Origin of the sequence: Streptomyces sp. NPDC020780 (assembly GCF_044334475.1) — a bacterium.
Classification (GTDB): Bacteria; Actinomycetota; Actinomycetes; order Streptomycetales; family Streptomycetaceae; genus Streptomyces.
The window spans coordinates 83605-110598 of record NZ_JBIRTB010000016.1; the positions used below are offsets into that span (position 1 = coordinate 83605).

Annotated in this window: 20 protein-coding genes; 9 read left to right on the forward strand and 11 right to left on the reverse strand. The window is 72.9% G+C overall.

Annotated features, from left to right (window positions below; genetic code table 11):
• Window positions 1-80: 80 nt before the first annotated feature.
• Together ACH4VO_RS27005 and ACH4VO_RS27010 are read left to right on the forward strand one after the other, a co-directional pair.
• The gene (locus tag ACH4VO_RS27005) at window positions 81-1499 is read left to right on the forward strand and encodes an SWIM zinc finger family protein (RefSeq protein WP_360997276.1); all 1419 of its coding nucleotides are present in this window, start codon (window positions 81-83) and stop codon (window positions 1497-1499) included.
• A 63-nt stretch (window positions 1500-1562) separates the two neighbouring features.
• Window positions 1563-3338, forward strand: coding sequence for a DUF5691 domain-containing protein (locus tag ACH4VO_RS27010; RefSeq protein ID WP_360997274.1), 1776 nt, complete (start codon window positions 1563-1565; stop codon window positions 3336-3338).
• A 147-nt stretch (window positions 3339-3485) separates the two neighbouring features.
• On the opposite strand, the gene ACH4VO_RS27015 is transcribed toward ACH4VO_RS27010, so the two are convergent.
• Window positions 3486-3899, reverse strand: coding sequence for a cobalamin B12-binding domain-containing protein (locus ACH4VO_RS27015; protein WP_360997272.1), 414 nt, complete (start codon window positions 3897-3899; stop codon window positions 3486-3488).
• Window positions 3900-4456: 557 nt separating this feature from the next.
• On the opposite strand from ACH4VO_RS27015, the gene ACH4VO_RS27020 reads away from it, so the two are divergent.
• Both ACH4VO_RS27020 and ACH4VO_RS27025 read left to right on the forward strand, forming a co-directional pair.
• Window positions 4457-5374 (forward strand): alpha/beta fold hydrolase, encoded by a 918-nt coding sequence (locus ACH4VO_RS27020; RefSeq protein WP_360997270.1) that lies wholly within the window; start codon window positions 4457-4459, stop codon window positions 5372-5374.
• Window positions 5375-5708: 334 nt separating this feature from the next.
• On the forward strand, window positions 5709-7499 hold the full coding sequence (locus ACH4VO_RS27025; protein WP_360997268.1) for a peptidoglycan DD-metalloendopeptidase family protein: 1791 nt from the start codon (window positions 5709-5711) through the stop codon (window positions 7497-7499).
• A 67-nt stretch (window positions 7500-7566) separates the two neighbouring features.
• Here ACH4VO_RS27025 and pcrA read toward each other — a convergent pair whose 3' ends face one another.
• Window positions 7567-10008, reverse strand: coding sequence for a DNA helicase PcrA (pcrA, locus tag ACH4VO_RS27030; protein WP_360997266.1), 2442 nt, complete (start codon window positions 10006-10008; stop codon window positions 7567-7569).
• Between the two features lie 764 nt (window positions 10009-10772).
• Between pcrA and ACH4VO_RS27035 the strand changes: the two genes are divergently transcribed.
• Window positions 10773-11939 (forward strand): NlpC/P60 family protein, encoded by a 1167-nt coding sequence (locus tag ACH4VO_RS27035; RefSeq protein WP_360997265.1) that lies wholly within the window; start codon window positions 10773-10775, stop codon window positions 11937-11939.
• 138 nt (window positions 11940-12077) lie between these two features.
• On the opposite strand, the gene ACH4VO_RS27040 is transcribed toward ACH4VO_RS27035, so the two are convergent.
• A complete protein-coding gene (locus ACH4VO_RS27040) occupies window positions 12078-12431 on the reverse strand; it encodes a hypothetical protein (RefSeq protein ID WP_360997263.1) in 354 nt (117 codons plus the stop codon).
• Between the two features lie 365 nt (window positions 12432-12796).
• On the opposite strand from ACH4VO_RS27040, the gene ACH4VO_RS27045 reads away from it, so the two are divergent.
• Window positions 12797-13867, forward strand: a complete 1071-nt coding sequence (locus ACH4VO_RS27045; RefSeq protein WP_360997261.1) for an NlpC/P60 family protein — start codon at window positions 12797-12799, stop codon at window positions 13865-13867.
• A 41-nt stretch (window positions 13868-13908) separates the two neighbouring features.
• A complete protein-coding gene (locus ACH4VO_RS27050) occupies window positions 13909-14670 on the forward strand; it encodes a GNAT family N-acetyltransferase (protein ID WP_360997260.1) in 762 nt (253 codons plus the stop codon).
• 178 nt (window positions 14671-14848) lie between these two features.
• Here ACH4VO_RS27050 and ACH4VO_RS27055 read toward each other — a convergent pair whose 3' ends face one another.
• Window positions 14849-15544, reverse strand: a complete 696-nt coding sequence (locus tag ACH4VO_RS27055) for a response regulator transcription factor (protein WP_360997258.1) — start codon at window positions 15542-15544, stop codon at window positions 14849-14851.
• Window positions 15541-16827 (reverse strand): ATP-binding protein, encoded by a 1287-nt coding sequence (locus tag ACH4VO_RS27060; RefSeq protein ID WP_069171104.1) that lies wholly within the window; start codon window positions 16825-16827, stop codon window positions 15541-15543. Before ACH4VO_RS27060 ends, ACH4VO_RS27055 begins: the two co-directional genes overlap by 4 nt.
• 218 nt (window positions 16828-17045) lie before the next feature.
• Between ACH4VO_RS27060 and ACH4VO_RS27065 the strand changes: the two genes are divergently transcribed.
• Entirely contained in the window at window positions 17046-18377 is a 1332-nt protein-coding gene (locus ACH4VO_RS27065) for a PspC domain-containing protein (RefSeq protein ID WP_360997257.1), read from the forward strand.
• A gap of 156 nt (window positions 18378-18533) precedes the next feature.
• Here the strand turns inward: ACH4VO_RS27065 and ACH4VO_RS27070 are convergent, their stop codons facing one another.
• From ACH4VO_RS27070 to guaA, 5 genes are all read right to left on the reverse strand, one after another.
• On the reverse strand, window positions 18534-19040 hold the full coding sequence (locus ACH4VO_RS27070; RefSeq protein WP_360997253.1) for a DoxX family protein: 507 nt from the start codon (window positions 19038-19040) through the stop codon (window positions 18534-18536).
• 100 nt (window positions 19041-19140) lie between these two features.
• The gene (locus tag ACH4VO_RS27075; RefSeq protein ID WP_360997251.1) at window positions 19141-20409 is read right to left on the reverse strand and encodes a hypothetical protein; all 1269 of its coding nucleotides are present in this window, start codon (window positions 20407-20409) and stop codon (window positions 19141-19143) included.
• 129 nt (window positions 20410-20538) lie between these two features.
• Window positions 20539-21294, reverse strand: a complete 756-nt coding sequence (locus ACH4VO_RS27080; protein ID WP_360997249.1) for a class I SAM-dependent methyltransferase — start codon at window positions 21292-21294, stop codon at window positions 20539-20541.
• Window positions 21295-21354: 60 nt separating this feature from the next.
• Complete coding sequence (locus ACH4VO_RS27085; RefSeq protein WP_360997247.1) at window positions 21355-21963, reverse strand: Uma2 family endonuclease; 609 nt, start codon at window positions 21961-21963, stop codon at window positions 21355-21357.
• A 116-nt stretch (window positions 21964-22079) separates the two neighbouring features.
• Window positions 22080-23672: a glutamine-hydrolyzing GMP synthase gene (gene guaA / locus ACH4VO_RS27090; protein WP_360997245.1), complete on the reverse strand. Its 1593-nt coding sequence runs from the start codon at window positions 23670-23672 to the stop codon at window positions 22080-22082.
• Between the two features lie 315 nt (window positions 23673-23987).
• Between guaA and ACH4VO_RS27095 the strand changes: the two genes are divergently transcribed.
• Window positions 23988-24290 (forward strand): chorismate mutase, encoded by a 303-nt coding sequence (locus ACH4VO_RS27095; RefSeq protein WP_360997243.1) that lies wholly within the window; start codon window positions 23988-23990, stop codon window positions 24288-24290.
• Between the two features lie 848 nt (window positions 24291-25138).
• On the opposite strand, the gene ACH4VO_RS27100 is transcribed toward ACH4VO_RS27095, so the two are convergent.
• Complete coding sequence (locus tag ACH4VO_RS27100) at window positions 25139-26977, reverse strand: GMC family oxidoreductase (RefSeq protein ID WP_360997241.1); 1839 nt, start codon at window positions 26975-26977, stop codon at window positions 25139-25141.
• Window positions 26978-26994: the final 17 nt, after the last annotated feature.

The following is a 26994-nucleotide window of genomic DNA, read 5'->3' on the forward strand; positions in this document are numbered from 1 at the left end:
CGCAGCGGGCAGGACGCCTGCCCGCGGGCGGAACCGCAGGTCGAGGGCGATTGTCAGTGGGGCGTCCTAACGTCGTGGCCATGTTGCTGTCGCACGGGGGAGAAGCGTCGCGTACCGCCGCCGGGCCGGTGGTGCGCTGGACGGTGGAGCAGGTGCTGGCCCTGCCTCCTGACGCGGCGTCGCGCGCGGCGGGAGGGGAGCTCGGCGCGCGGGGCCGGTGGTCGGAGGCGGGCTGCGACGGCGCGGGCGTGCTGTGGGGGGTGTGCGGGGGTGGCGGTGACGGTGACGGTGACGACACGTCGTATCGCACGGTGATCGACACGAAGGAGCCTGTGTACCGGTGCGGTTGTCCGAGCCGCGGACTTCCCTGCGGGCACGCGCTGGGCCTGCTGCTCCTCTGGGCCGCCGAGGACCCGGCGTTGCGCGCGGGTGCCGCTCCTGACTGGGTCACGGAGCAACTGACGGCTCGTCAGTTCAGCCTGCCCGAGCGACCGGAGACCGCTACGGGCGCCGGCCTCACGAGGGGCCCGGCGGATCCGGAGGCGGCCAGGCGGCGGGCTGAACGCCGGGCCGCGCGGATCACCGGGGGCGCGCAGGAGTTGGAGGAGCGCCTCACCGACCTGCTGCGGGGCGGTCTCGCGGCGGTCGGCGGTCCGGGCGACACGCTGTGGGAGGAGACCGCGGCCCGGATGGTCGACGCCCAGGCACCGGGGCTCGCCGGCCGGGTCCGCGAGCTCGGATCGATTCCGGCGTCCGGCCCGAACTGGCCGGTACGGCTGCTGGAGGAGTGCGCGCTGCTGCATCTGCTGGACACCGCGTGGCTCCGGATCGACCGGCTGCCGGAACCCCTGGCGGCGACGGTCCGCACACGGATCGGGCTCACCGCACCCGCCCAGGGAGCAGCGCTGCGCGACCGGTGGCAGGTCCTCGCGCAGTACGACACACCGGACGGCAAGATCAGCACCCGCCGTACCTGGCTGTACGGCGAGGGCTCGGGCCGCACGGCGCTGCTGCTGTCCTTCGGAGCGGCGGGGCGCTCCCCCGGCCATGACCTGCCGGTGGGGGCGACGATCGACGCCGAGGTGACGCGGTATCCGGGCGGCGGCCGGCTCCGGGTCGATCTCGGCCGCCGGTTCGGGGCGCCCGCCGTCACGGCTTCCCCGCCACCGGGTGGCACGGCGGCCGACGCCGTCGCCGCGTACGGACGTGCCCTGCGGGACGATCCATGGCTGGACTCCTGGCCGGTCGTCCTGGGCGAGGTCATACCCGTGCCGGGCGGGGACGGCTGGCAGCTGGTCGGCGCGGCGGACGGGGCCGCCCTGCCGGTCGCCTCCTGGGCGCTGTCCCGGCCGGCCTTGTGGAAGCTCGTCGCCCTCTCCGGAGGCCGTCCGGTGACGGTGTTCGGCACCTGCGGGCACCAGGGATTCGATCCGCTCGCCGCCTGGGCCGGGGAACCGTCCGGAGATGTCGTGGCGGGTGCGACCGTGGCGCTCCGCTGAGGCGGCCGCACGGCCCGAGCTCCGACCGTACCCCCGCGCTTCACCGACGACCGGAGGGAACCGATGTCCGCCACCACACCCGTCACCCGATCCGCGTCCGCGTCCGTCTCCTCCTCCCACACCTGCGCCGAGGCCGGTGGCCCCGTGCTCGCCTCGTGGGAGGAGCTGGTCACCTCGGCGCTGCTCGGTACCGACCGGCGCCCGCCACGGGCGGCCGGCATCCCCGCGGACGGGCCGACAGCCTTGCTGGACGCTGCGGCCGTCCACACCGTGCGACGCCGGGCCGCACTGCGGCCGGCCGCCGGGAGAGGCGTGCCCCCTGCCGCACCCGCCGATCCCCGGCCGCCGCTTCCCGCGGCAGCCCGCCGCCGGCTCGCCCAGTTGCTGGCCGACCGCTCAGCCCCTCCCGGTGGCGGGCGCCGGGGGGCGGCTCCCGATCTCACCGAACTCATCCCCCAGTGGCTCGCCACCGCCGGCGCTCGCGGATTCCGTGCCCCGGCCGAGCTGCTTCCCGCGCTGCTGGACGCGGCCCGGGCGCGTACCGACCTGCGCCCGCAGGCACTGGCGTTCGCGGGGCCGCGCGGGCTGTGGCTGGCCGGCCTGAACCCGGAGTGGAGGTTCGCGCTGCGGCCCTCGTCAGGCGGGGCCCGACGGCCGGACACCGATGACCCGCAGGCGGTGCACCGGCTCTGGGAGGAGGGACTCTTCGCGGAGCGGGTCGCCCTGCTCGGAGCCGTACGGGCGCAGGACCCCGGTGCGGCGCGGGCCCTGCTCGCCTCCACGTGGCCGGCGGAGCGTGCCGAGGACCGGCTGATGTTCCTGGATTCCCTGCGTACCGGCCTGTCCGGCGCCGACGAGGCCTTCCTGGAGGAGGCGCTCCGGGACCGCAGCCGTAACGTCCGGGCCACGGCCGCCGAACTGCTGTCCGGGCTGCCGGGGTCGGCGCTCGCCCGGCGGATGGCGGACCGGGCCACCTCCTGTGTGAACCCCGACCGCACGGGGCCTGCGGTGATCATCGCGGTGGAAGCACCGCACGAGTGCGACGCCGGGATGCAGCGGGACGGCGTGACCGCGACACCGCCGTCCGGGCGGGGCGAACGCTCCTGGTGGCTCGCCCAGTTGGTGGTGGCGACCCCGCTGGGCGCCTGGCGGGAGCGGTTCGGCGGCCGTACGGCTCAGGAGATCGTCGCCCTGCCCGTCGCCGATGGCTGGGGCGGCGAGCTCCATGCCGCCTGGTGCCGTGCGGCGGTGCGCCAGCGGGACGGCGACTGGGCCCGGGCGCTGCTCGGCACGCCCGCGACGCCTCCGGCGAACGGGCCCGGGACGGCGTCCCTGGCGGAGCGGGCGCAGCTTCTCGCCGTCCTGCCCCCTGCCGAACGGGCCGTCTGGGTGGCCGACTTCATAGCGGCGCACGGACTGTCCGAGGCGTTCCAGCTGCTGGGTGTCTGCCCCGTGCCATGGGCTGATCCGCTCGGCCGCTCGGTGGTGGACGCGCTGGACATCGCCCGCGACGCGGGGAGCTACCCGTGGAGCTTCAGCGGCGTGATGGGCCTCGCCGAGCGCTGCCTGAACCCTGCCGAAGCCGACCGGCTGGAGGTGCTCACCACCACCCCGGACGAACCGGAGGGCGCGTCACCCGGGGCGGGCGGCTACTGGTCGGAGGCGTTCCAGCGGCTGGTCTCCACGCTACGGCTGCGCGCGGTCATGGACGCGGAGCTGACCCCCGAGCCGGACGCGGGCCCACCGCCCGAGGTGGAGCTGTCCCCGGATCCGGCCGCGGGCGCGCGCCCGGGCACAGATCCGCGGCCGGCCCCAGGCACAGGTCCACCACGCGACTGACCCAGGAAACCGGGGGCTCCCTGACGGGACCCGACCGGGGTGTCCGGGGGCGGGACCCGGGAGCGGAACCCTTACTCGGGAGCGGCCCCCTGGCCCGGGGCCCGCCCCAGGTCAGGGTTCCGCCCCGCTTCCGGGTCCCGGCCCGGGTCAGGCCTGGGCCGGCTGGCGGACGTGGGCGTTCACCCAGTCGACGATGGAGGCCGTCGTCGCGCCGGGCGTGAAGATCGCCGCGACGCCCTTCTCCTTCAACGGAGGGATGTCCGCCTCGGGGATGATGCCGCCGCCGAACACCTTGATGTCCTCGGCCTCGCGCTCGCGCAGGAGCTCGATGACCTTGGCGAAGAGCGTGTTGTGCGCCCCGGAGAGGATCGAGAGGCCGATGGCGTCGGCATCCTCCTGGATCGCCGTGTCCACGATCTGTTCGGGTGTCTGGTGGAGCCCGGTATAGATGACCTCCATACCCGCGTCCCGCAGCGCCCTCGCGATCACCTTGGCCCCGCGGTCGTGGCCGTCGAGGCCCGGCTTGGCCACCACCACACGGATCGGACCGGTCACACCCATCACTGCCTCCACATGCGTTTCCCGTACCGGATGAGCCCGGGGATGTGAACGAACGTTATCCACAGCATCCCGCACGGTGTCGTTTCGCGGTGGGCGGGGAGGGGGAAATCACACATGGGACATGTTCGCCGAGCGTCGCCCCCCGCACCCTGCGGCCCCGTCCGCCACCCGGGGAGTGCCGCCAGGGGAGCCGTGACGAGGCCGTCGTATCACCGCACCGTCAACCGCACGGCCGGGTGGTTCGATCGCCGGACGACGAAGGTCGCCCGGCTCCTCGGCAGCGACACCCCGTGTGGGCGTACGGGGCAGGGAGCCGCCTCCCCGTATGCCGGTGCAGGAGGTCGGCCATGAAGGACACAACGGCCCCGTCCCCCTGGGTCCTGTCCCCCTTGTCGTTCCTGCTGCGCCGGCCGTCGCCGCGGCCCGACCGGTTGCCGTCGCAACCCGACCGGCCCTCATCGCAACCCGACCGGCCGCCGCCGCAACCCGCCCGGCCCTCATCGCAACCCGACCGGTTGCCGTCGCGGCCGGACCGGTTGCCGTCGCGGCCGGACCGGTTGTCGTACGCACTGGTCAGAGCCACCGTCCTGGAACTGGCCGTGCTCGCCGGGCACCTACTGGTCTATCCGTCCGGCATGACGCCCGAGCGCCGAGCCTCCGCAGCCCGGCCCGGCCCGGGGACGCGTACGGACCCTGCGCCCGACGCCCCCACCGGGGCAGGCGGGAACACCCCGAACACCCCCCTCGCCACCGCCCGGGGCACCACTGCCCCCACCGCCCGGTCCACCCGTTCGGCCGATGCGGCCGCGCTGCCGACGGACCCGCTCGGCGGCGCCGGTGACCGCCCACCCGTCGTGCTCCTGCACGGCTTCATCGACAACCGCTCCGTGTTCGTCCTGCTGCGCCGCTATCTTTCGCGGCACGGCTGGCACCACCTGGAGTCCCTCAACTACTCGCCGCTCACCTGCGACGTCCGTACGGCAGCCGAACTGCTGGCCCGCCATGTCGAGGAGATCTGCGACCGGACCCGGCACCACGAGATCGATATCGTCGGGCACAGCCTCGGAGGCCTGATCGCGCGCTATTACGTGCAGTGTCTCGGCGGCGACCGGCGGGTACGCACCCTCGTCACCCTCGGTACGCCGCACGGCGGCACCGCCGTCGCCCCGCTGGCAGCCGCCCTGCCGATCGTCCGCCAGATGCGCGCGGGGTCCGACCTGATCGAGGAGCTCCGCCGCCCCGCCCCCGGCTGCAGCACCCGCTTCGTCAGCTTCTGGAGCGACCTGGACAGGGTGATGGTCCCGGTCGGGGCGGCGCGCGTCGATCACCCTGATCTCGACGCGGTCAACGTGCGCGTCACCGGCATCGGGCATCTCGCACTGCCGGTCCACCCCGCCGTGGCGGCCGCGATCCGCCAGGCGCTCGAGTCCGACGGCGGGGTCATCGACGCCCCGGGGGCCGCTTCCGTCGCCTGACGATGCCGGCGCCGGCCCCGCGCCACCCTGGGCCCGGCACAGGACAGCGACACATGAGGTGACCGTGAGTGACGAAGAGGGTGGCCCGGTGACGGAGAGGGCCCACTCCTGGTTCCCGGACGGTCCTCGAGAACCGAACGACAATCGAAAATAGAGCCAAGCCTCGTCACGCCGACCACCGAAAGACCGCTGATTGCCCGTTTCCTGCGGGAACGGAACCTGCCGAAGATTGTCGTCGTCACGTACCGCCGGGTACAGTCGCGGCCACTGCTCCCCCTGGGGATCCCCCACCGGACCCCAGACAGGTCCTGCTGCCGAGGCGAGAGAGAAGTTGGTGAACGACCAGCACCCCCACGCCGGGTACGTCGGATACGACAGCCATTCAACCGGCAGCTTCGATACCGACCCGCTCTTCGGAACCCTGCCGGGTCACCCCGACAACGGCCACACGACGTACGACGGCGGTCACGCCACCTCCTGGGACGGGGCCGACAGCGGCTACCCCCACGCCTACCCCGCCGAGCAGCCCCCACACACCGGCGCCTGGGACACCGGCGCACACCAGCAGGCTTCGTACGACACCTACGACACCTACGGCGCCCAGGCCCACCCGCAGGCGCGACAGGGGCACGAACCCACCGCCACCACCACCGCCACCTGGATGCCCGAAGCCGCGTTCCCGGCCCAGGCGGCCGGCCACGCCTCGGACGCGACGGGCCAGTGGAACATCGTCGGCTGGGACCACACCGGCGCGGCCGACCAGTGGGCAACCGGCGACACCGGGGCCTTCCCCACCACGACCTTCAGCAGCACCGCCTACGCCACCGGCACCTACGCGACCCCTGCCTTCGAGACCGCCGGTTACGGCACACCCGACACCGGCGCCTACGACGCGACCGCCTGGAACACCGGCGCCACGCCCGAGAGCCCCGCGTACGCCTCCGAACAGACGTCGCAGACCTCATACGAACACCCGTCTGCGTCCTACGAGGCGTACGGCGCGGAGTCCGGCGAGTCGGAACCGTACGCAGCAGAGCCCTACCCGGCGGAGACGTACGGCGCGGAGCCGTACACCTCGGAGCAGTACCCGGCGGAGCAGTACGCATCCGAGCCGTACGAGGCGCGGCCCTACGAGGCGGAGCCGAGCGGAGCGGACGCACCCGGCTCCCACGGCCCCTCGGGCGGCCCTTCCGGTGCGGACGACGACAGCACGGCCGTGCAGGCCGGCGCCCACGACACCACGGCGGAGGAGACCGGCCCCGGCCACTCCGTTGCCTCGGAGGACGTCGGCCACGCCGAGGCCGTCGACCTCACCGAGGTGAGGACGACCCACGCCTCCGTCGCGGCGCGCCCCGCCGGCCGTGCCGGGCAGCGCGGCGGCGGCAGTCGCGGCCGTCGGCGCACTCCGGCGAAGCGGTCCGCCCTCCTCACCGTCGCCGTCCCCTCCGCCTGCGTCATGAGCGTGGCCGGCATCGCCGCCGCTTCCGTGAGCGGTGTCGGCGGGGGCGAGGAGAAGAAGGACGACACCGCCTCCATGGCGGCGGCCGACACCGTCGCCCCGGTCGTCGCCAACAGCAAGCTGGACACCCAGCTCGCCAACCTCCGTGCCGACGCCGAGAACTTCGCCGACCGTGCCAGCCGCACGCAGGAGCGCATCGACCTGAAGGAGCGTCAGGCGGCGGAGAAGCAGAAGCGCGAGGAGGAGGCGGCCCGCCGGGAGGCGGCTCGCCCGAAGTTCGTCCTGCCGGTCGCGCGCCACGGCCTCAGCGCGTACTACGGCCAGGCGGGCGTGAACTGGATGTCCGTCCACACGGGCATCGACTTCCCCGTCTCGTACGGCACTCCGGTGATGGCGGCGACCGACGGCACCGTGCGCACCCAGTGGAACAGCGCCTACGGCAACATGGCGATCGTCACCGCGGCCGACGGCACGGAGACGTGGTACTGCCACCTCAGCAGCACCAAGATCCGCTCGGGTCAGGTGAAGGCCGGGGACGTCATCGCGTACTCGGGGAACTCCGGGAACTCCACGGGCCCGCACCTGCACTTCGAGGTACGTCCCGGCGGCGGCTCGGCGATCGACCCGATGCCGTGGCTCCGCAGCCACGGGCTCAACCCCAACTGACGCGAGGCCTCGAAGCCCCGGTGAGGTGAGACCCGGGGACAGCCCTGAAGGCTGCCCCCGGCGGGGCCTACAGCTTCTCCACCGGCGCGTACCGCAGCAGGAGCTTCTTGGGCCGCTCGTCCCCGAAGTCGACGGTCGCCTTGGCCTGGTCGCCGAAGCCCTCGACCGCCGTCACCGTGCCCAGCCCGAACTGGTCGTGCGTGACCCGGTCGCCCACCACCAGCGTGACCACCGGCTTCTCCGAGGCACGCCGGGTCGCGAAGCCCGCGGGCCCCGACCTGGAACGGGCCGAGGACAGCGACGACGTGATCCCGGACGTGGGTCCCGCCGGGGCCGACATGGGGCCCTTGCGCTTCCACTCCAGATGCGCGTCGGGGATCTCCTCCAGGAACCGCGACGGCGGGTTGTACGCGGGCTGCCCCCACGCACTGCGCATCGCCGCACGCGTCAGGTACAGCCGCTCGCGGGCGCGCGTGATACCCACATAGGCGAGCCGGCGCTCCTCCTCCAGCTCCTTGACCTGGCCGAGGGCGCGCATGTGCGGGAAGACGCCGTCCTCCATACCGGTCAGGAACACCACGGGGAACTCGAGGCCCTTGGCCGTGTGCAGCGTCATCAGCGTGATGACGCCGGAGCCGTCCTCGTCCTCGTCGGGGATCTGGTCGGAGTCGGCGACGAGCGCGACCTTCTCCAGGAACTCGGCGAGGGTGCCCGCACCCTCCTCCTCCGCGCGCTCCTGCTCGAACTCCAGGGCGACGGCGGCGAGCTCCTGAAGGTTCTCGATGCGGGTCTCGTCCTGGGGGTCGGTGGATGCCTGGAGCTCCGCGAGATAGCCGGTCCGCTCCATGACCGCCTCCAGCACGACCGCGGGCCCGGCACCGGACTCCACGATCGTGCGGAGCTCCTCCATCAGCGTGTTGAAGCGCTTCACGGCGTTGGCCGAACGGGCTGCCATGCCGTACGCCTCGTCGACGCGGCGCAGTGCCTGCGGGAAGGAGATCTTCTCGCGCATCGACAGGGCGTCGATCATCGCCTCGGCGCGGTCGCCGATGCCTCGCTTGGGCACGTTCAGGATGCGGCGCAGCGGAACGGTGTCCTCGGGGTTGGCGAGGACCCGGAGGTAGGCCAGGACGTCCCGGACCTCCTTGCGCTCGTAGAAGCGCACCCCGCCGACGACCTTGTAGGGCAGCCCGACGCGGATGAAGATCTCTTCGAAGACACGGGACTGGGCGTTCGTCCGGTAGAAGACGGCGACGTCGCCGGCCTTCGCCTCCCCGGCGTCCGTGAGCCGGTCGATCTCGTCGGCGACGAACTGGGCCTCGTCGTGCTCGGTGTCGGCGACGTAGCCGGTGATCCGGGTGCCGGCGCCCGCGTTCGTCCAGAGGTTCTTGGGCCGGCGGCTCTCGTTGCGCTCGATGACGGCGTTGGCGGCGGACAGGATCGTCTGCGTGGAGCGGTAGTTCTGCTCCAGCATGATCGTCGTGGCGTCCGGGTAGTCCTCCTCGAACTGGAGGATGTTGCGGATGGTCGCTCCGCGGAAGGCGTAGATCGACTGGTCCGCGTCACCGACGACGCAGAGCTCCCCGGGGGCGTCGGCGGCCTCGCCCGACGGTCCCACCAGCTCGCGCACGAGGGTGTACTGGGCGTGGTTGGTGTCCTGGTACTCGTCGACCAGGACGTGCCGGAAGCGTCGCCGGTAGTGCTCGGCGACGTCGGGGAACGCCTGGAGCAGGTGGACCGTCGTCATGATGATGTCGTCGAAGTCCAGGGCGTTGGCCTCGCGCAGCCGTGCCTGGTACAGCGCGTAGGCCTGCGCCAGCGTCTTCTCGAACCCGTCGGCGGCCTGACCGGCGAAGGTCTCCTCGTCGATCAGCTCGTTCTTGAGGTTCGAGACCTTCGCCGTGAAGGACTTCGGCGGATAGCGCTTCGGGTCGAGGTCGAGATCGCGGCAGACCAGGGCCATCAGGCGCTTGGAGTCGGCGGCGTCGTAGATCGAGAACGACGAGGTGAAGCCGAGGAGCTTCGACTCGCGGCGCAGGATCCGCACGCAGGCGCTGTGGAAGGTCATGACCCACATGGCGTTGGCGCGTGGTCCGACGAGCTGCTCGACCCGCTCCTTCATCTCGCCGGCGGCCTTGTTGGTGAAGGTGATCGCGAGGATCTGCCCCGGGTGCACGCCCCGCTCGGCCAGCAGGTGGGCGATCCGGTGCGTCAGCACCCGGGTCTTCCCGGACCCGGCCCCGGCGACGATGAGCAGCGGGGAACCGGCGTGGACGACGGCGGCACGCTGCTCGGTGTTCAGCCCGTCGAGCAGTGCTGCGGAGTCGATGACCGGGCGGGGCGCACCGTCGCGGTAGTAGGTCTCGCGCGGCGGCGGAGGGGTGTCGAAGACGTCCCCGAAGAGGCCCTCCGGCACCGGTTCGGGCGCGTGGTCCTCGGGAGGCGGCGGGGGGCCTTCCTCCGCGTGCTGGAGGCCGGTCAGGAAACTGTCGTCAAAGAGGCTGCTCATCGCCTCACGAGTCTAAGGGCTGTCCCGCGGTTCCCGGGGGGCGCGTGACAACCGCTACGACGGCTCGCCACCCCGCCGGAAACATCCGCAGGTGTACGGAATGCCGACATACGCCCGCCTTGTGACGCACCGCTTTCGACATCGCGCGCCGATCCTCCGGGAATCGGGGGACAGCCCTGAGCGCCTACCGCTCGGGCCGTGCGGCGCCCCCATGGCCTGATCCGGCCGAAAGCGCCGGGGGACCGGCCGGCGCCCGGGCCCGCTCCCGCGGGGGAGCGCGCGTCCCGAGAGCGAGGGGAGCGCGCGTGGACCCGGGGAAACGCGCCCCCGGGCTCCGGGAACGGGGACACGTGCGCGGGGGTTCGAAGGGGACACCGCGTGCGCGCAGGGAGACCGCGCACACACGGTGCGTACGGATCCGGGGCCGGATTCCGCCTGCCGGTCCGCCGATCCGGAAAGGTCACGAAAACGTATCGGGCATATCGAACATCAACCTTCCCAGGGGCACCACCGGTTGGCTAGCGTGCTCCGACGGGCGGCCCGTACCCCCGAGAGGCGAACCACGCCGCGCGGGCGCCCCCGCCGAATCCGTACCGCCCTCACGGAGGTCCGGAACCGGGGACCACACGCAGCACCGGGGTGAATCGGTCCTTCTCCACCGGACCGTAGGGCAGCCTTCCGTTCCGCCCGAACCCACCCCCCAGTGCCCTGAACGGCCTGGAGGGACCCCCATCGCCAACCCGGTAGACGGTCCACGGAAGGAGATGCCGGCCTTGGCATCGCATCGCAAGCCGCGCACCCGTGTGCGCACGACCACCCCTGCCCTCGGGCTCACGACGGCCGCGCTGGCCTCGGTCACCCTGCTCTCCACGCAGAGTGCGACGGCGGTACCGGCAGAGCCCAAGCCGACCGTCGAGGAAGTACAGAAGAAGGTCGACGCCCTCTACCGGCAGGCGGGCACCGCCACCCAGCGGTACAACGAGGCGAAAAGCGCCTCCGCCACCCAGCGCGCCAAGGTCGACGCCCTGCTGGACGCCGCGGCCGAGCGGGCCGACAAGCTCAACGAGACGCGGCGTGAGCTGGGCCGCTACGCGGCCGCGCAGTACCGCAGCGGCGGCATCGCGCCCACGGCGACGTTCTTCCTGGCGGACGATCCGCAGGCGTACTTCGACCAGGACCAGCTGATGGGGCGGATGACCAGCCGCCAGCAGAAGACGGTCGCCGACTTCCGCACGCAGCAGAAGGAGGCGGCGGCGAAGCGGGTCGAGGCAACGAAGAGCCTGGAGACGCTCACCGAGTCGCAGGCCACCCTGCGCACCAGCAAACAGCAGGTGCAGCAGAGACTGACCGAAGCGCGCTCGCTGCTGTCGAAGCTGACCGCCGAGGAGAAGGCCCGGCTGGCGGAGCTGGAGCGCAGGAAGGAGGCCGAGGCCGAGCGCAAGGCGAAGGAGCTGGCACGCCGGCAGGCCGCCACGAAGGCCGAGGCCGACAGCGCCGCGAAGGGGGAGGCCGCCCAGGGCGGGGCCGGCTCCGGGACGGCGACGGGCGGCGGCACCGGCGCCGGCACGGACAGCGGGTACGCGCCCAAGGCCGACCAGGTGCTGGCCTTCGCGCGGGCCCAGATCGGCAAGCCGTACGTCTGGGGGGCGACGGGCCCGTCCTCGTACGACTGCTCCGGGCTGACGCAGGCCGCGTGGAGGGCGGCCGGTGTCGACCTGCCCCGCACCACCTGGGACCAGGTGAAGGTCGGCACCCGGGTGGCCACCGCCGATCTGCTCCCGGGCGACCTGGTCTTCTTCTACGACGACATCAGTCACGTCGGGATCTACAAGGGCGGCGGCATGATGATCCACGCGCCGAAGCCGGGTGCGAACGTCCGCGAGGAGTCGATCTACTACATGCCGATCTACGGCAGCGTGCGTCCGGCGTAGGCCGGGGTGCCGGCACCCGGCCGCGGTACCGCTGCGCACCGTACGACCGTCGGCCGGGCAGGGGCCTCCCGCCCCGTCCGGCGGCAGTGTCCTGCCCGGCCGGTGAAGCCCAGGGGCCCGGGAGAGCGGCCCGGCCGCTCAGGTCCAGAGCGTGGCGATGAAGATGTTGGCGACCGTCAGCCCGCCCACGGCCGCGAACGCGCCCTTGTCCACCTTCTCCTCGTCCCGCTTCACGTAGACGAGCGCCAGGATCACGATCAGGATCAGCAGTTTGACGCCGATCTTGATGTTGTTGACGCTCTGGTCGTCCGCCTGATTGAGCCCGACCAGGGCCATACCGGTGACCAGCATGGTGAGCGCCCCGTGCAGCATGGCGGGCACGAAGCGGGCCGTGCCCGCCCCCATGGCCTTCATCTGGGTCAGGAAGCCGCCCAGCAGGGAGGCGATGCCGATGATGTGCAGGGCCACGAAGACATTGATGAGTACGTCCATGGCCGCAGCCTAGCCGTGGTCATATCACCACTCTTCGGCCAGGTACGACTTCCCTACGAGAGTGCCGCGTTTGCGCGCGGGCGTGCCCGAAACGCCGGACACGCAACGACTTTCCGGTCACTTACGGTCAACGAAACGTCACATGTGGGCAATAGGCGTCATTACACCTCTTTGCGGTTCGCCAGGTCTAGCGTCCCTCCCAGGTGACCGGATCTCCACCGCCGCCCCGTACCGGGGAGGCACCCCGGTCGCCCCGCCAGGAAGATCCGGCGGTCGGCCACTCCCCCGTCGGGGCCCGCCGCCGGAACCGGGCGGGCCCGCCGGCACCCACCGACGGGCAGTCGAACGGAAGGACCCACGCCCTCGTGGCCGCCCCCCGCAAAGCCGCTCACCGCAAGCCCAAGCAGCGCCTGTTCACCGGTCCTGCTGCCCGCACCGCAGCCACCCTGGCCTTCGCCGGAGCGGCGACCGCGACCGCTTTCGAAGGCGGCGCCCAGGCCGAGCCCCAGCTCACCCCCGCGCAGGTCAAGGCCAAGGTCGACCGGCTGTACCACGACGCCGAGGTCGCCACCGAGCAGTACAACGGCGCGAAGGAGAAGGCCGCGGCCTCGGCGAAGTCCCTCGAAGCCCTGCGCGACGAGGCCGCCCGCAGGACCGAGCGCCTCAACGCCTCGCGTGACGCCCTCGGCTCGTTCGCCGCCGCCCAGTACCGCAGCGGCGGCATCGACCCCGCCGTCCGGCTGGTGCTCTCCTCCGATCCCGACCAGTACCTCGAACGGGCCGCTTACCTGGACCGGGCCGGCGACCGACAGGCCGGCGCGCTCAACGGGGTGCGCCGGCAGGTCGGCGAGATCGCTCAACTGCGCGCCCGCGCCGAGGACGAGCTCGCCAGCCTCACCGCCCACCGGGCCGAACTGCGCAAGCGCAAGGACACGGTCCGCACCAAGCTGGCCGACGCCCAGAAGCTGCTGGCCACGCTGAACGCCGCCGGGCGGGCCGCCTACGAGCGCTCCGCGGACGCCGCGCACGGCGGCGGCGCCGTCCGGGCCGGCCGCGGCATCCCTCGCGGCTCCGTCGCCGCCCCCAACGCCCGTGCGGCGCAGGCCGTCGCCTTCGCGTACGGGGCGCTCGGCAAACCGTACGTCTGGGGCGCCACCGGCCCCTCGTCCTTCGACTGCTCCGGGCTCACCCAGGCCGCGTGGCGGGCCGCCGGTGTCTCGCTGCCCCGCACCACGTACACCCAGATCAACGCGGGCCGACGGGTCTCCCGCTCCGAACTGGCCCCGGGCGACCTGGTGTTCTTCTACTCGGGCATCAGCCATGTCGGGCTCTACGTCGGGGGCGGGCAGATGATCCACGCCCCGCGCCCGGGCGCCCCGGTCCGCATCGCCTCCATCAGCGATATGCCTTTCGCGGGAGCGACCCGGGTGGCATAGGCTCCGCGCCGACCGGACGCCGCCAGAGAGAAGGCCCCGCCGTGCCCACGGAGACCGCCGTCCAGAGTTACGCGCGTACGCTCGCCCTGCTCTCCCCCGACCACTACCGAATCGGCCCCTTCACCGTGCGCCACAATCCGGGCTGGGAGCTGAAGTTCGCGAACTACGCCATCCCCGACCGGGACGCCGAGCCCTCCGCCGGGGACGTCGCCGACCTCGTGGCGGCGATGCGCGCCCACGACCGGCTGCCCCGCCTGGAGTTCCTGCCGTCCTGGGCACCGGCCGTCGAACCGGCCCTGGTCGCCGCCGGTTTCACCGTGGAGAGCCGCGCCCCCGTACTCGCCTGCACGCCCGACGCGCTCCGCGCCCCGAAGCCGGTGGAGGGGCTGCGCATCGCCGAACCCACGGGCGACGAGGAGTTCACGGCCGCCGCCGCGGTCCAGCACACCGGCTTCGGCGGCGAGGGCGGCCCCGACGACGGCGAGATCGCCTGGTTGCGCGGGGCGACGGCGGGCGGCGGCGTATCGGCCCTGGCCACCCTGGACGGCCGGCCCGCGGGCGCGGGCGGCTGCTCGACCCCGGTCGACGGCATCGGCGAACTCGCCGGTCTCGCCGTCCGTGACGCCTTCCGCCGCCGGGGCGTCGGAGCCGCGCTCTCCGCGTGGCTGACCCGCACGGCCTTCGAGCGCGGCTTCGGCACCGTCTGGCTGGAACCCGGCAGCCCTGACGTCGAGCGGATCTACGCGGGCATCGGCTACCGCCGGATCGGCGACAAGCTCAACATCTCGCTCGACCCCGCCTGAGAGCCTGTCGGTGACCTGGGACCGGAAAGCGGACGCGGTCCGGGGCGTGCGGTTCCCCAGCGCCGGAAAGCCCTCGTAGTGGAGCTATGTGGGCATGTCGGCACCGCGGGAAGCGTGCGTGCCGGGGCGTGGCTGCCCGGTCGGAGGTCACCCGGCAGGCTCTGAGCGTGCGCCGGGCTCAGACCAGCCGCCGCGCCGTCGCCCACCGGGTCAGCTCGTGCCGGTTGGACAGCTGGAGCTTGCGCAGCACCGCCGAGACGTGCGACTCGACCGTCTTCACCGAGATGAACAGCTGTCTGGCGATCTCCTTGTACGCGTATCCGCGGGCGATCAGCCGCAGCACCTCGCGCTCGCGCTGGGTCAGCCGGTCCAGGTCCTCGTCGACCGGGGGTGCGTCCGTCGAGGCGAACGCGTCGAGGACGAAGCCGGCCAGCCGGGGCGAGAACACCGCGTCGCCGTCCTGGACCCGGAAGACCGAGTCGACCAGGTCGGCGCCGGTGATGGTCTTGGTGACGTAGCCGCGGGCCCCGCCCCGGATGACGCCGATGACGTCCTCGGCGGCGTCGGAGACGGACAGCGCCAGGAAGCGGACCGGGTTGTCCACCGCGCCCATCATCGGGGCGCAGCGCCGCAGGACCTCGACGCCGCCGCCACCGGGGAGGTGAACGTCCAGGAGGACGACCTCGGGGCGGGTCGCCGTGATCACGGTGACCGCCTGGTCGACGTCGGCTGCCTCGCCGACGACCTCGACGCCGGTCTCCTCGGTACGGCCGATCTCGGCCTGGACCCCCGTGCGGAACATCCGGTGGTCGTCGACGAGCACGACCCGTACCCGGCGCTCCGGGCCCCCGGTGGCTTCGGTGTTCTCGGTCATTCGCTCGCCCTCTCCATCTCCAGCTCGACCTCCGTGCCCCCACCGGGCACCGGACGCAGCCGCGCCGTACCGCCGTTGCGCTGCATCCGGCCGATGATCGATTCTCGTACGCCCATCCTGTCGCCCGGGACGGCGTCCAGGTCGAAGCCCGGACCCCGGTCCCGTACCGAGACGAAGACGGTGCGTCCCTCGACCTCGGCGAAGACCTGGACGGCCCCGCCCTCGCCACCGTACTTGGCGGCGTTGACCATGGCCTCGCGTGCGGCCTGCATCTGTGCCGCCAGCTTCTCGTCGAGCGGGCAGTCGCCTACGACCACGACCTCCAGCGGGACCCCGTGCTTGTCCTCGACCTCGGCGGCGGCCCGCTTGACCGCCTCGGCGAGGGTCGCGGGCTCGTCGTCCTCGTCCTTGCCGGTGCCCTCCGGGTTGTACAGCCAGTTCCGCAGCTCGCGTTCCTGGGCGCGGGCCAGCCTGCGGACCTCCCCGCCGTCGTCCGCGCTGCGCTGGATCAGGGTGAGGGTGTGCAGCACGGAATCGTGGACGTGCGCCGCCACTTCGGCGCGCTCCTGGGCCCGGATGCGCATCAGGCGCTCCTCGGAGAGGTCCTGGGTCATCCGTACGAGATAGGGGCCCGCCAGGAGCGCGATGCCGGTGAGCACGGCGATGGCGGCGGTCAGTACGTTGCCGAGCTGGGCCGCCGAGCCGCGGACCACGAGGAAGACCGCGAGGCCGAGGCCGACGAGGGCGACCCCGGCCAGCCCGCGTGCCAGGTGCAGCACGCGGCGGCGGCGGCCGACCTCGATCCAGCGGGCCCGCCGCGCGTTGTCGGCCTGGCGCCAGACCAGGACCGAGCCCGCGCCGATCAGCAGCATGGGCCAGATGTAACGGTCGGCCTCGCTGCCCATGTCGACGTTGCCGACGAAGACCATGGCGCCCACGAGCAGCGCGACCAGGGCGAAGACCTGGCCCTTGTCGGGCTTGCGGAGTCTGCGGCGGCCGTCGGGGGCCGTCTCGAAGACGGAACGCGTCGTCTCCACACCACCCACCCCGAGGGGGACGACGATCCAGAAGACGGCGTAGAGGAGGGCGCCGAGACCGTCCGCGAAGAACAGCCCGAGGAAGACGAACCGCACCCAGGCGACGGGGAGTCCGAGGTGCCCGGCGAGCCCGCGCGCCACACCGCCGAGCAGCCGCCCGTCGGCGCTGCGGTACAGCTTGCGCAGCGGCGGCTCCTCCGGGTCCGGGGCGTGGGAGCTCGGGGCTCGGGTCGTGGCTGTCGGCATGGACCGATCGTCACACGTTCCGGCCGGTGGTGGCATCAGGATCGCCCCGGACTCGTCCCTGATGCCCGCCGTCGGCCCCGGCCGCCGTCCTCCGGGCGGAAACACCCCCGCGGAGAGGGGGCCGACGGGGCCCTCAGGGGGCGCCGGGGAGCAATATCAGGGATCGCCCAGGGTCGCCGCGGGTCCCGGGAGGGCGTACGGGCCGTCACCATGGAGCCATGACCGTTCCCCAGGACGCCGCCCCCGGCGTCACGCCGCCCCCGGAACCGAGACCACGGCTGCGCCGCAGCCCGCGGCACAAAGTGGTGGCCGGGGTGTGCGGCGGGCTCGGCCGGTACTGCGACGTGGACCCGGTGATCTTCCGCATCGTGCTCGGCGTCCTCTCGGTGACCGGCGGGATCGGTCTGATCTTCTACGGCTTCGCCTGGCTCCTCCTGCCCCTGGACGGCGAGGAGGAGAACGAGGCGCGCCGGCTGCTGTCGGGCCGGGTCGAGGGCGCCTCGCTGATCGCGCTGCTGCTCGCGCTGGTGGGCTGCGGGCTGCTGCTGTCGATGCTGCACAACGGCGGGATGCTGGCCTTCGCCGCGATGCTGTCGCTGGCCGTCATCGGCTTCTCCGTCTGGACCCAGCACCGCGCGGCGGCCCCCGAGGAACCGCCGGGCGCGGCCGCGCAAACGCCGGGGGGAAGCGCGGCGCACCCCGCCGGACACGGGGCGCCGCCCGAGGTGAAGGCGCCCCCCACCCCGGGTGGGCCGTCGTGGTGGCGGGACCCGATCGTCAAGGACGGTACGACGGGCCCGGCGGGCTCCGGCTACCTGTGGGGACCCGCGGACGCGGTCTCCGACCCGGCGGCGCGGCCCCGCAGGGCGACCGCGGACGCCCCCTACCGCGCTCCCTACCGCCCGCCAGGGACCCGGGGTCCGCGCTCGATCGGAGGGCTCGTCCTCGTGCTCGCCCTGGTCGCGGGCGGACTGGGCACGGGGCTGAGCTGGGAGTCGCACCCCCTGGGCACGAGCCTGCAGATCGGACTCGCCGCCGCGCTCGGGGTGTTCGGCGCGGGCCTGCTGACCGCCTCGGTCCTCGGCCGCACCGGGTTCGGCACGGTCATGCTGGCGATGGTCACCGCGGGTCTCCTGGCGGGCGCGTCGGCCGTGCCCAAGGACATCGGCACCGAATGGGTCCGCACGGAGTGGAATCCGGCTTCGGCCGCGGCGGTCCGTCCCTCCTACGAAGTGAGCACCGGGACGGCGAAGCTCGACCTGTCCCGGGTGACGGTCCCGCGGGGTGGCACGCTCCACACCCGGGTCGAGGTCTCGGCCGGCCGCGCGTTCGTCGTCGTACCGAGGGGGATGACGGTGAAGCTGGACGCGAAGGCGGGCGTCGGGGAGATCCGGCTGCCGTCGGACGTACGCACGAACGTGAACATCGCGGCCGACCGGCACACGCGGCGCACCCTGGGGCCCGTGAAGGGCAGCGCGCCGGCCGGCACGGTCGAACTGCGCATGGAAGTAGGCGTCGGAGTAGTGGAGGTCACCCGTGCCGCGTCATGAGTTCCGGCCCGGCCGCGCGGTGGCGGGCGTCGTCATGCTGGCGCTGGCCGCCGGTTACGCGGCGGACGCCGCGGGGGCCTGGAACGCCTCGTGGACGTTCTTCGCGCCGGTGTTCTTCGGGGGCCTCTGGCTCGCGGCCACGGCGACGTGGGGGAGTTACCTGCTGCGCCGCCGCCGTGACGCGAGGAAGGCGTCGGCGGAGAACTCCGCGGCGCCCGCGAGCAGCAGCGGCAGCCAGGCCATGAGGTAGACCAGGTCGTTGCCGTAGTAGTACGGCTCGGTCCGCCAGCTCACGGTCAGCCACAGGCTCAGCGAGATCAGTACGCCGCCGAGTGCGGCGGGCCGCGCCCACAGGCCGACGAGCGTGCCGAGGCCGACGGCGAGCTCACCGCACGCGAGGGCGTACCCGAAGCCCTCGGGACTCTTCAGCGCGAGGTCGACGAGGGCGGGGACCGCGGACGTGTCGCGCACCGCGCGCATCAGGTCGCCGAGGGATCCCGGGCCGGTCGCCGCCAGGAAAGCGCTGTCGGTCAGCTTGTCGAGCCCCGCGTAGACGAAGGTGACGCCGAGGAAGATTCGCAGGGGCAGCAGTGCGTACTGCCGCGCCCGGTCCCGGAGACTTCCGGACTCCCGCAGACCGTAGGAGTTGCCGTACCCGTGCATCACTGCCCCGCCTTCCGCCGGCCCTTCGAACAGACCATACGTACGCCGGTCGGGCGCGACTCACCAGGGTGTGCGTTCCGGGGCCTTCGGTCCGGGGTGTTCAGTCCGTGACGTCGATCGGGCAGGCGTTGGTCTCCACACCCGCCGCGGTGACGACCTGCACGTCCACGACGCCCGGCTCGACCTCGACCGGGACGGGCACGGTGAGCACGGTGTCGGCCGGGTTGGCGAAGCCTCCGGCGACGGGGATCAGCGGCACGTGGACGTGCACCCGGCCGATCCTGACGACCACCCGCGCCAGCCGGTCGGGGCTGCCCGCACCGGCCGGCACGAAGCCGGCGCCGCGGATCTCGATGTCGTCCCCCGTCCGGATCGGGGCGTCCAGGTCCCCCGCCTCCCGGGCCCGCACGACCGAGAGGATGACCGGGCGCCCGCCCTCCGCGTACTTCCCTGCGAAGTACGTCGCGGCGGACACCGCCACCAGGAGCGCGAGCCCCCACGGCAGGTCCGGCAGTTGTTCGGGGCGGCGCGCGAGGCGGACCGCGGCGAACAGCACGGCGACGGTGCTGACGAGCACGTACTGCACGTCCGTGAAGCTGCCGCGCCCGGAGTCGTCGGTGAGAAGGTCGGCTGCGCGCGGCCGGTCGGCCCGCAACTTCTGCAGACGCTGCGCCAGGACCCGTACGGTCACCACACGGCGTACGAGGACGGCGACGGCGCACACCAGGGCGAGCACGGTGAGCACCCCGGCCGAGCGGACCAGGTCCAGGCCCTCGATCAGTTCGTCCCGGTCGGCGTGGTGGGAGGCACCGGCCAGTTGCAGCGCGAGGACGAGCACGGCGAAGACGGCGAGCAGCACCCAGGAGGCGGCGACGGTGCGTGAGGTGGAGAGCCGGTTGTCCTCGCCGATGAGGGGGGCGAGCAGACCGCCGCGGGCCCGGTGCAGGCGGGCGGCGCCCGTCAGCAGCACCGCGGTGACGAGCCCGGCGATCAGGCCCGCGGTCCGGGCGGTGGACCAGCCGGCGCCGACGGCGGTGGCGGTCTCACCGATGACCAGCACGGCGACGCAGCCCCAGACGACGGCGAGCGTGCGCCGCCACACCACGTGGAGCCAGACGTCCCCGGCTTCCCTGCCGCGTTCGGCGACGTCCCGGGCCGACCCCGTCAGTTCGTCCGACACCCACTGCCGGGACGCGGACGCGGACCGGGCGACCCCGGCGGGCAGGCCCTTGCCCGCGGCCAGTTCGTCCCGCTTGGTGAGGAAGGCCGCCACCGCGCGCCGGTGCCCCTCGCGTGCTCCGTGCGGGCAGTCGCCGCACGTACAGCCACCGCCGTGCGCGCCTTGCGCCCTCGCCTCGTCCAACGCCACGGGGAACGCCGCCCTTTCCCGCACTCGTACAGCCAACTCGCCTCTGATTTCTGCGAATTGTGCCGTACGGAGCGGGCGTCAGCCGCATCGGGGCAGGCCGCGGTCACACGGAGCCCGTATGTGCGAATATCAGGTGCCCAGAACGAGGTAGGCGAGGCCCAGCGTCCCCCGGTAACCCCCGTAGTATCCGGTCCGCCGGGCGTCCACAGCCGCGGTGACCGCGGCGTGCAGCGGGTGCGTGGGATGAGCCAGGGCCCAGCGCTCGCCACGCCCGATGTTGGCGGCGGACTCGAAGAGGTCCCACTCACGCCGATCGGCGACCGTGACCTGGAGCGGCCGCAGCCCCGCGGCCTCCGCCTGCCGTACGAGTCCGAGGAGCGAACCGAAGTCGTCCGGCGCGGCGCCGAGCCCCTCCAGTGCGGCGGCCGACGGCCCACACTCCCAGAACCCGTCCGCGAACAGCACCCGGCCACCGGGCCGCACGGCGGCGCGCAGGGCCTTCAGGGCGTCGGCGGTGCCACCGGGCCAGGCGTGCGCGGCCCCGATGCAGACGACCAGGTCGTAGCCGTCCTCCCGGTGTTCGGCGGCCGGTACCTCGTAGAACCGCACCCGGTCGGCGAGTCCCCGCGCTTCGGCCAGCCGCCTTCCCCGCGCCACGGCGTCCGGGTCCGTCTCGATGCCGTCCCCGGTGGCGCCGGGAGCGGCTTCGACGAGGCGCATCAGCAGTTCGCCCCAGCCGCTGCCGAAGTCGGCGATCCGGGCTCCGGGAGCAGGATCGCAGGCGGTGATCAGCCGGGCCGCGTGCTCCTCGGAGAGCGGGGTGTTCCAGGTGAGTCGGTCGTTCCCGGGGGCGGACATGAGGGAGCGGACTTCTTCGGTGGACATGTCGGCGCACCCTTCCACGGCCGAGGAGGACGTGCCACCGGATTTCGGGCCGGCCCGCGGTCAACGCATGCGCCGACGGTGGACCGCGGTGAGGTCGATGTCGATGGGGAAGGGCACGCCGAGCTTGAGCGTGTTGTGGTAGATCCCCGTGGCCGTGTAGGCCCGCAGAGCCGGGTCGAGTTCGTACACGTACACGACGGGGAGACCGTCGGCGCCCCGCTCGACCCGCCAGAAGTGCACGACCCCGGCTGTTGCGTACTTCCGGGGCTTGACGTCGCGGTCCCTGGCCTCCGACTCCTCCGACACGACCTCCACAGCCAGGAGGACGTCGTCCGGCCGCAGATACGTCTCCTTCGGGCCCGTGTCCGCGTCCGAGGGGACGACCAAGAGGTCCGGCTCGGGCCGGTTGCGGCTGTCCAGCTTGATGCTGAACTCGCGGAAGACATCGAGATCGTCCGGTGCCTGATCAAGAAGGCAGTGCTCCAGCAGACGCATGGTCCGCATGTGGAATCTGGTCTGCGGACTCATGAAGACGAGACTCCCGTCGATCAGCTCGGTGTGCCGCGGCAGATCCGGGAGCCGGTCGAGGTCCTCCGCCACCCAGCCCTCGGGCGGAGGCACCGGGTAGTGGTAGGGCCCGGTCAGCTCGTCGTGGGGTGCGGCACTCATGATGGCTCCCATGGGGCAGAGTCTCGTCTCCTCGGCCAGCGTACCCAGCGGATACGACGGTGCCGCCGCCCAAACGAATGAGCGACGGCACCGGCGTTGACCTCAGGGGGCGGGGATCACTCCCACTCGATCGTCCCCGGCGGCTTGCTCGTCACGTCGAGGACCACGCGGTTGACGTCGGCGACCTCGTTGGTGATGCGGGTGGAGATCTTGGCCAGCGTCTCGTAGGGCAGGCGCGACCAGTCGGCCGTCATGGCGTCCTCGGAGGAGACCGGGCGCAGCACGATCGGGTGGCCGTAGGTGCGGCCGTCGCCCTGGACGCCGACGCTCCGGACGTCCGCGAGCAGGACCACCGGGCACTGCCAGATGTCCCGGTCGAGGCCGGCCGCGGTCAGCTCCTCGCGGGCGATGGCGTCGGCCTCGCGGAGCAGGTCCAGGCGCTCCTTGGTGACCTCGCCGACGATACGGATACCGAGGCCGGGGCCGGGGAACGGCTGGCGCTGGACGATCTCCTCGGGCAGGCCGAGCTCCTGGCCGACCATCCGGACCTCGTCCTTGAACAGCTGGCGCAGCGGCTCGACGAGCTCGAACTCGATGTCCTCGGGCAACCCGCCCACGTTGTGGTGGGACTTGATGTTGGCGGTGCCGGTGCCGCCGCCGGACTCGACCACGTCCGGGTAGAGGGTGCCCTGGACCAGGAAGGCGACGTCCTCGCCCTCCGCGGCCTCGGCCACGATCTCCGCCTGGGCCTGCTCGAAGACCCGGATGAACTCCCGGCCGATGATCTTCCGCTTCTGCTCCGGGTCGCTGACCCCGGCCAGGGCGTCCAGGAAGCGCTTCTCGGCGTCGACGACCTTCAGCTTGACGCCGGTCGAGGCGACGAAGTCCTTCTCGACCTGCTCGCTCTCGCCCTTGCGCATCAGGCCGTGGTCGACGTACACGCAGGTGAGCTGGGAGCCGATGGCCTTCTGCACGAGGGCCGCCGCGACCGCGGAGTCCACGCCGCCGGAGAGGCCGCAGATGGCGCGCTTGGAGCCGACCTGCTCACGGATGAGGGCGATCTGCTCCTCGACGACGTTGGAGGTCGTCCAGGCCGGCTCGATGCCCGCGCCCCGGTACAGGAAGTGCTCCAGGACCTGCTGGCCGTGGGTCGTGTGCATGACCTCCGGGTGGTACTGCACGCCGTACAGCTTCTTCTCGTCGTTCTCGAAGGCGGCGACCGGTACGACGTCCGTGGACGCGGTGACGGTGAAGCCCTCGGGAGCGGCGGAGCAGGCGTCGCCGTGCGACATCCACACCGACTGCTCGGTGGGCGTGCCCTCGAAGAGGGTCGAGCCGGCCTTGGAGACGGCGAGGGGGGTGCGGCCGTACTCGCGTGCGCCGTTGTCGTCGACCGTGCCGCCGAGGGTGGTGGCCATCAGCTGGAAGCCGTAGCACATGCCGAAGACCGGGACCCCGGCCTCGAACAGCGCGCGGTCCAGGCTGGGGGCGCCCGGCGCGTACACCGAGGACGGGCCGCCGGACAGGATGATCGCCCGGGGGTTCCTGGCCAGCATCTCGGCGACCGGCATCGTGGACGGGACGATCTCGCTGTAGACCCGGGCCTCACGGACGCGGCGGGCGATGAGCTGGGCGTACTGGGCGCCGAAGTCGACGACGAGGACCACGTCGGTGGTGGGGTCGGCGGCGGCGGGGGGTGCTGCTGGCACGGGGCGGCCTTCCGGCGGTGGAGAAGAGGGGTCGGTCCTCCAATTCTACCGGCCGTGGAGGTGTCCCCCTCCGGGCTCACGTCTCACCATCCGGGCCCGCCGTGTCCGCGGCCCCCGGGCGGGGCCATACTGTCTGCCATGCGTCAGCACACGACCTTCGTCTTTACCTATGGCATCCGGCCCGCCGGGTGTCATGGTCGTGCTGCGTGAGCAACTGACGAGCAACGTTCCAGACGCCCCGGGCCGACAGGCCCGGGGCGTTCTGGCGTTTCCGGGCCTGTCGCTCCGGGGGACCGACCCGACCGGGAGTCACAGATGACCAGCACCGCCCCCATGAAGACGGCCACCGAGCGGACCGGCGCGCACACCGAGGAGGCCGCCTCCCTCATCGGAGGAGCCCGTGCGCGCATCGACGCGCTGGACGACCGGATCATCGGTCTCGTCCAGGAACGGATGGCCGTCTCCGCGGTCATCCAGGAGGCAAGGATCACCTCCGGCGGCCGCCGGGTGAACCTCTCGCGCGAGATGGAGGTGCTGGCCCACTACAGCGACGCCCTGGGCAAGCCGGGGACGGCGCTCGCCATGACGCTGCTGGAACTCTGCCGGGGCCGGGTGTGAGGACGGACGGCGCCGGGCGGAAGGCTGTACGGCCGCACCCTCGTTCGGGCCCGGTCTCACCCGTACGGCGCGTGACCGGTCCCCCGGCGGCCTCGTTGGTCCGGATGCCGTGCCAGCCAGGGGCGGCACCGGCAGGAATCCACGCGTGGCTCCGCCGGGACGTGTGACGTACCGCAGGTGCGTCGTGGGACCGCGTCCCGGCGCGTGTGACCGGTCGGCAGGGGACAGCCGTCCGGTCACCCACCCGCGGCCGGTCCCGGGGACGCCCGGGGCCGGCCGTCTTCGGACGGCCGGCGTGGACCGTTCGGGGTCGCCGCCTCCGGGCGCCGGTCCACCGCTTCCACCGCCTCCGGTACACCGCCCGCGGCCAGGGCCGACGACGCGGCGCCGGAGACCGCCGGCTCGGCCGGCCGGTGAAGGCGCCGACCGGTGAAGGCGCCGGCCGGCGAGGCGGAGCGGGACGCCCGTGCTCCCGGTCGCCCCGAGGCGGACGACGTGCCCGCGGCCCCGGCGCCGTACGTCCCTGAACCGTGGCCCAGCACCCCCGCCCGCCGGCCGTGGCCTCCTCGGCCGGACGGCCCGTTCCGGCGCGCACCGGTCCGGAGCCGCCGTCGTCAACCCCTGGGCGCCGTCCTCCGTGTGTGGCGAGGACCACATCAGGAATCCGCGCGTCCGGGGGCAACCGTTGCCGGGGCTCACAGGTCATGCAGGCGAACACCACGCGTGGGTGGCTGCACTCGGAGGGGGGTGCAGCCCCCCGGGCGCTTCCCCGTCGGTGGGGCTGGTGAGGACCGTCGGCCGTTTCCCCGCCCGGTCGCGGATCGGCGGAACGGGCAGGTCCCGAGGGGTCAGGACTCGGAGGCGGTCGCCTTCGGCGGCACCACGGGCATTCCCAGGAACGGCAGTCTCAGCGCCCCGAAGGCCTCCTCGGGCACCGCCGGAGCCTGGGGCGCGACCGCGGCCAGCCGCTCGTACGCCTCGCCCTGCGCCGGGCGCGGGTCGGCGTCGCCCTTGTTGGGCCAGAACGCCATCGCACGTTCCGCCTGCGCGGTGATCGTCAGCGACGGGTTGACGCCGAGGTTGGCGGAGACCGCCGAACCGTCGACGACGGAGATGCCCGGGTGGCCGTACACCCGGTGGTAGGGGTCGATGACCCCCTCGTCGGCGCTCGCCCCGATCGCGCAGCCGCCGAGGAAGTGCGCGGTCAGCGGGGTGCCCATCAGCTCCCCGATGTTCGAGCCCGCGAAGCCGTTGATCTCCTGGGCGAGGAGGGTGGCCCCCCGCGTCGCCTCGGCGATCTGCGTCGGGTTGGGCGCCCCGTGGCCCTGCCGGGCGGTGAGCAGGCCCTTTCCGACACCACCGGGCTTGCGGTAGGCGACCAGCGAGTTGTCCAGCGACTGCATGACGAGTCCGATGATGGTCCGCTCCGACCAGCGCCGGTTGGACAGCGAGCGCATCGCCAGCCACGGGTGCCGCGCCACGTTGCCGAACCAGCTGCGCACCCGGTGGGCGCTGTAGGGGACCTGGAGGATGGTCAGCGCGCCCATCGCGTTGGAGCCCTTGCCGTAACGGACCGGCTCGATGTGGGTGTTCGGGTCCGGGTGGATCGACGAGGTGATGGCGACACCCTGGGTGAAGTCGGCCTTCGCGGTGCCGTGCTTCGCGCGGTAGCGGCGGTCGCTCGTCTGCGCGCCCACCAGCCCCTCGGAGTTCGTCCGGGTCAGCTCGCCGAGCTTCGGCGAGAGCCGCGGCAGCAGGCCCTCGTCCTTCATGGTGTGCAGCAGGGTCTGCGTTCCGTACGTGCCCGCCGCCACGATCACCTTGCGGGCCCGCAGGACGTCCGGCCGCGCCTTTCTGCGCCGGTGGGTGGGGACGGTGGAGACGTGGTAGCCGCCGTCCGGGTCGTCGGTGACGGCGACGACGGACGTCATCGGGCGGATCACGGCCCCGGCCTTCTCGGCCAGGTACAGGTAGTTCTCGTTGAGGGTGTTCTTCGCGCCGTGGCGGCAGCCCGTCATGCACTCGCCGCACTCGGCACAGGCCTTGCGGGAGGGGCCCGCTCCGCCGAAGTAGGGATCGGCGACCTCACCGCCGGGTTTCGCCCGCGCCGTGCCGTCGGCGTCCTGCCCGTCGCCGAAGAAGACGCCCACCGGGGCGAGGTGGAAGGTGTCGCCGACGCCCATGGTCTCGGCGGCCGCCTTGAGGTGGACGTCGGCCGGGGTCATGGTCGGGTTGAGCCTGACCCCGAGCATCCGCTTCGCCTGGTCGTAGTACGGCGCCAGCTCGTCCTGCCAGTCGGTGATGTCCGCCCACTGGCGGTCCTCGAAGAACGGGGCAGGCGGCACGTACAGGGTGTTGGCGTAGTTGAGGGAGCCGCCGCCGACACCGGCCCCCGCCAGCACCATCACCTTGCCGAGCAGGTGCACGCGCTGGATGCCGAAGAGTCCCAGGGCCGGGGCCCACAGGTAGTTCCTGAGGTCCCAGGAGCTCTTGGGGAGGGTCTCGCGCGTGAAGCGGCGGCCCGCCTCCAGGACGCCGACCCGGTACCCCTTCTCGCTCAGCCGGAGGGCCGAGACCGCGCCGCCGAAGCCCGAACCGACGACGAGGACGTCGAAGTCGTACGCGTCGTCGTCGGCCGCCTCGACGGCGGATCCGGCCGGTATCTGGGCAGGGCTGTCCTGGGACATGGCTCTCCTCGGTACGA

What these genes read in the sequence shown, in the direction of transcription:
- ACH4VO_RS27005 (WP_360997276.1), top strand. Translation starts at nt 81, where the DNA reads ATGTTGCTGTCGCACGGGGGAGAAGCGTCGCGTACCGCCGCCGGGCCG.
- ACH4VO_RS27010 (WP_360997274.1), top strand. Translation starts at nt 1,563, where the DNA reads ATGTCCGCCACCACACCCGTCACCCGATCCGCGTCCGCGTCCGTCTCC.
- ACH4VO_RS27015 (WP_360997272.1), bottom strand. Translation starts at nt 3,899, where the DNA reads ATGGGTGTGACCGGTCCGATCCGTGTGGTGGTGGCCAAGCCGGGCCTC.
- pcrA (WP_360997266.1), bottom strand. Translation starts at nt 10,008, where the DNA reads ATGAGCAGCCTCTTTGACGACAGTTTCCTGACCGGCCTCCAGCACGCG.
- ACH4VO_RS27035 (WP_360997265.1), top strand. Translation starts at nt 10,773, where the DNA reads ATGCCGGCCTTGGCATCGCATCGCAAGCCGCGCACCCGTGTGCGCACG.
- ACH4VO_RS27040 (WP_360997263.1), bottom strand. Translation starts at nt 12,431, where the DNA reads ATGGACGTACTCATCAATGTCTTCGTGGCCCTGCACATCATCGGCATC.
- ACH4VO_RS27055 (WP_360997258.1), bottom strand. Translation starts at nt 15,544, where the DNA reads ATGACCGAGAACACCGAAGCCACCGGGGGCCCGGAGCGCCGGGTACGG.
- ACH4VO_RS27060 (WP_069171104.1), bottom strand. Translation starts at nt 16,827, where the DNA reads ATGCCGACAGCCACGACCCGAGCCCCGAGCTCCCACGCCCCGGACCCG.
- ACH4VO_RS27065 (WP_360997257.1), top strand. Translation starts at nt 17,046, where the DNA reads ATGACCGTTCCCCAGGACGCCGCCCCCGGCGTCACGCCGCCCCCGGAA.
- ACH4VO_RS27070 (WP_360997253.1), bottom strand. Translation starts at nt 19,040, where the DNA reads ATGCACGGGTACGGCAACTCCTACGGTCTGCGGGAGTCCGGAAGTCTC.
- ACH4VO_RS27080 (WP_360997249.1), bottom strand. Translation starts at nt 21,294, where the DNA reads ATGTCCACCGAAGAAGTCCGCTCCCTCATGTCCGCCCCCGGGAACGAC.
- ACH4VO_RS27085 (WP_360997247.1), bottom strand. Translation starts at nt 21,963, where the DNA reads ATGAGTGCCGCACCCCACGACGAGCTGACCGGGCCCTACCACTACCCG.
- ACH4VO_RS27095 (WP_360997243.1), top strand. Translation starts at nt 23,988, where the DNA reads ATGACCAGCACCGCCCCCATGAAGACGGCCACCGAGCGGACCGGCGCG.
- ACH4VO_RS27100 (WP_360997241.1), bottom strand. Translation starts at nt 26,977, where the DNA reads ATGTCCCAGGACAGCCCTGCCCAGATACCGGCCGGATCCGCCGTCGAG.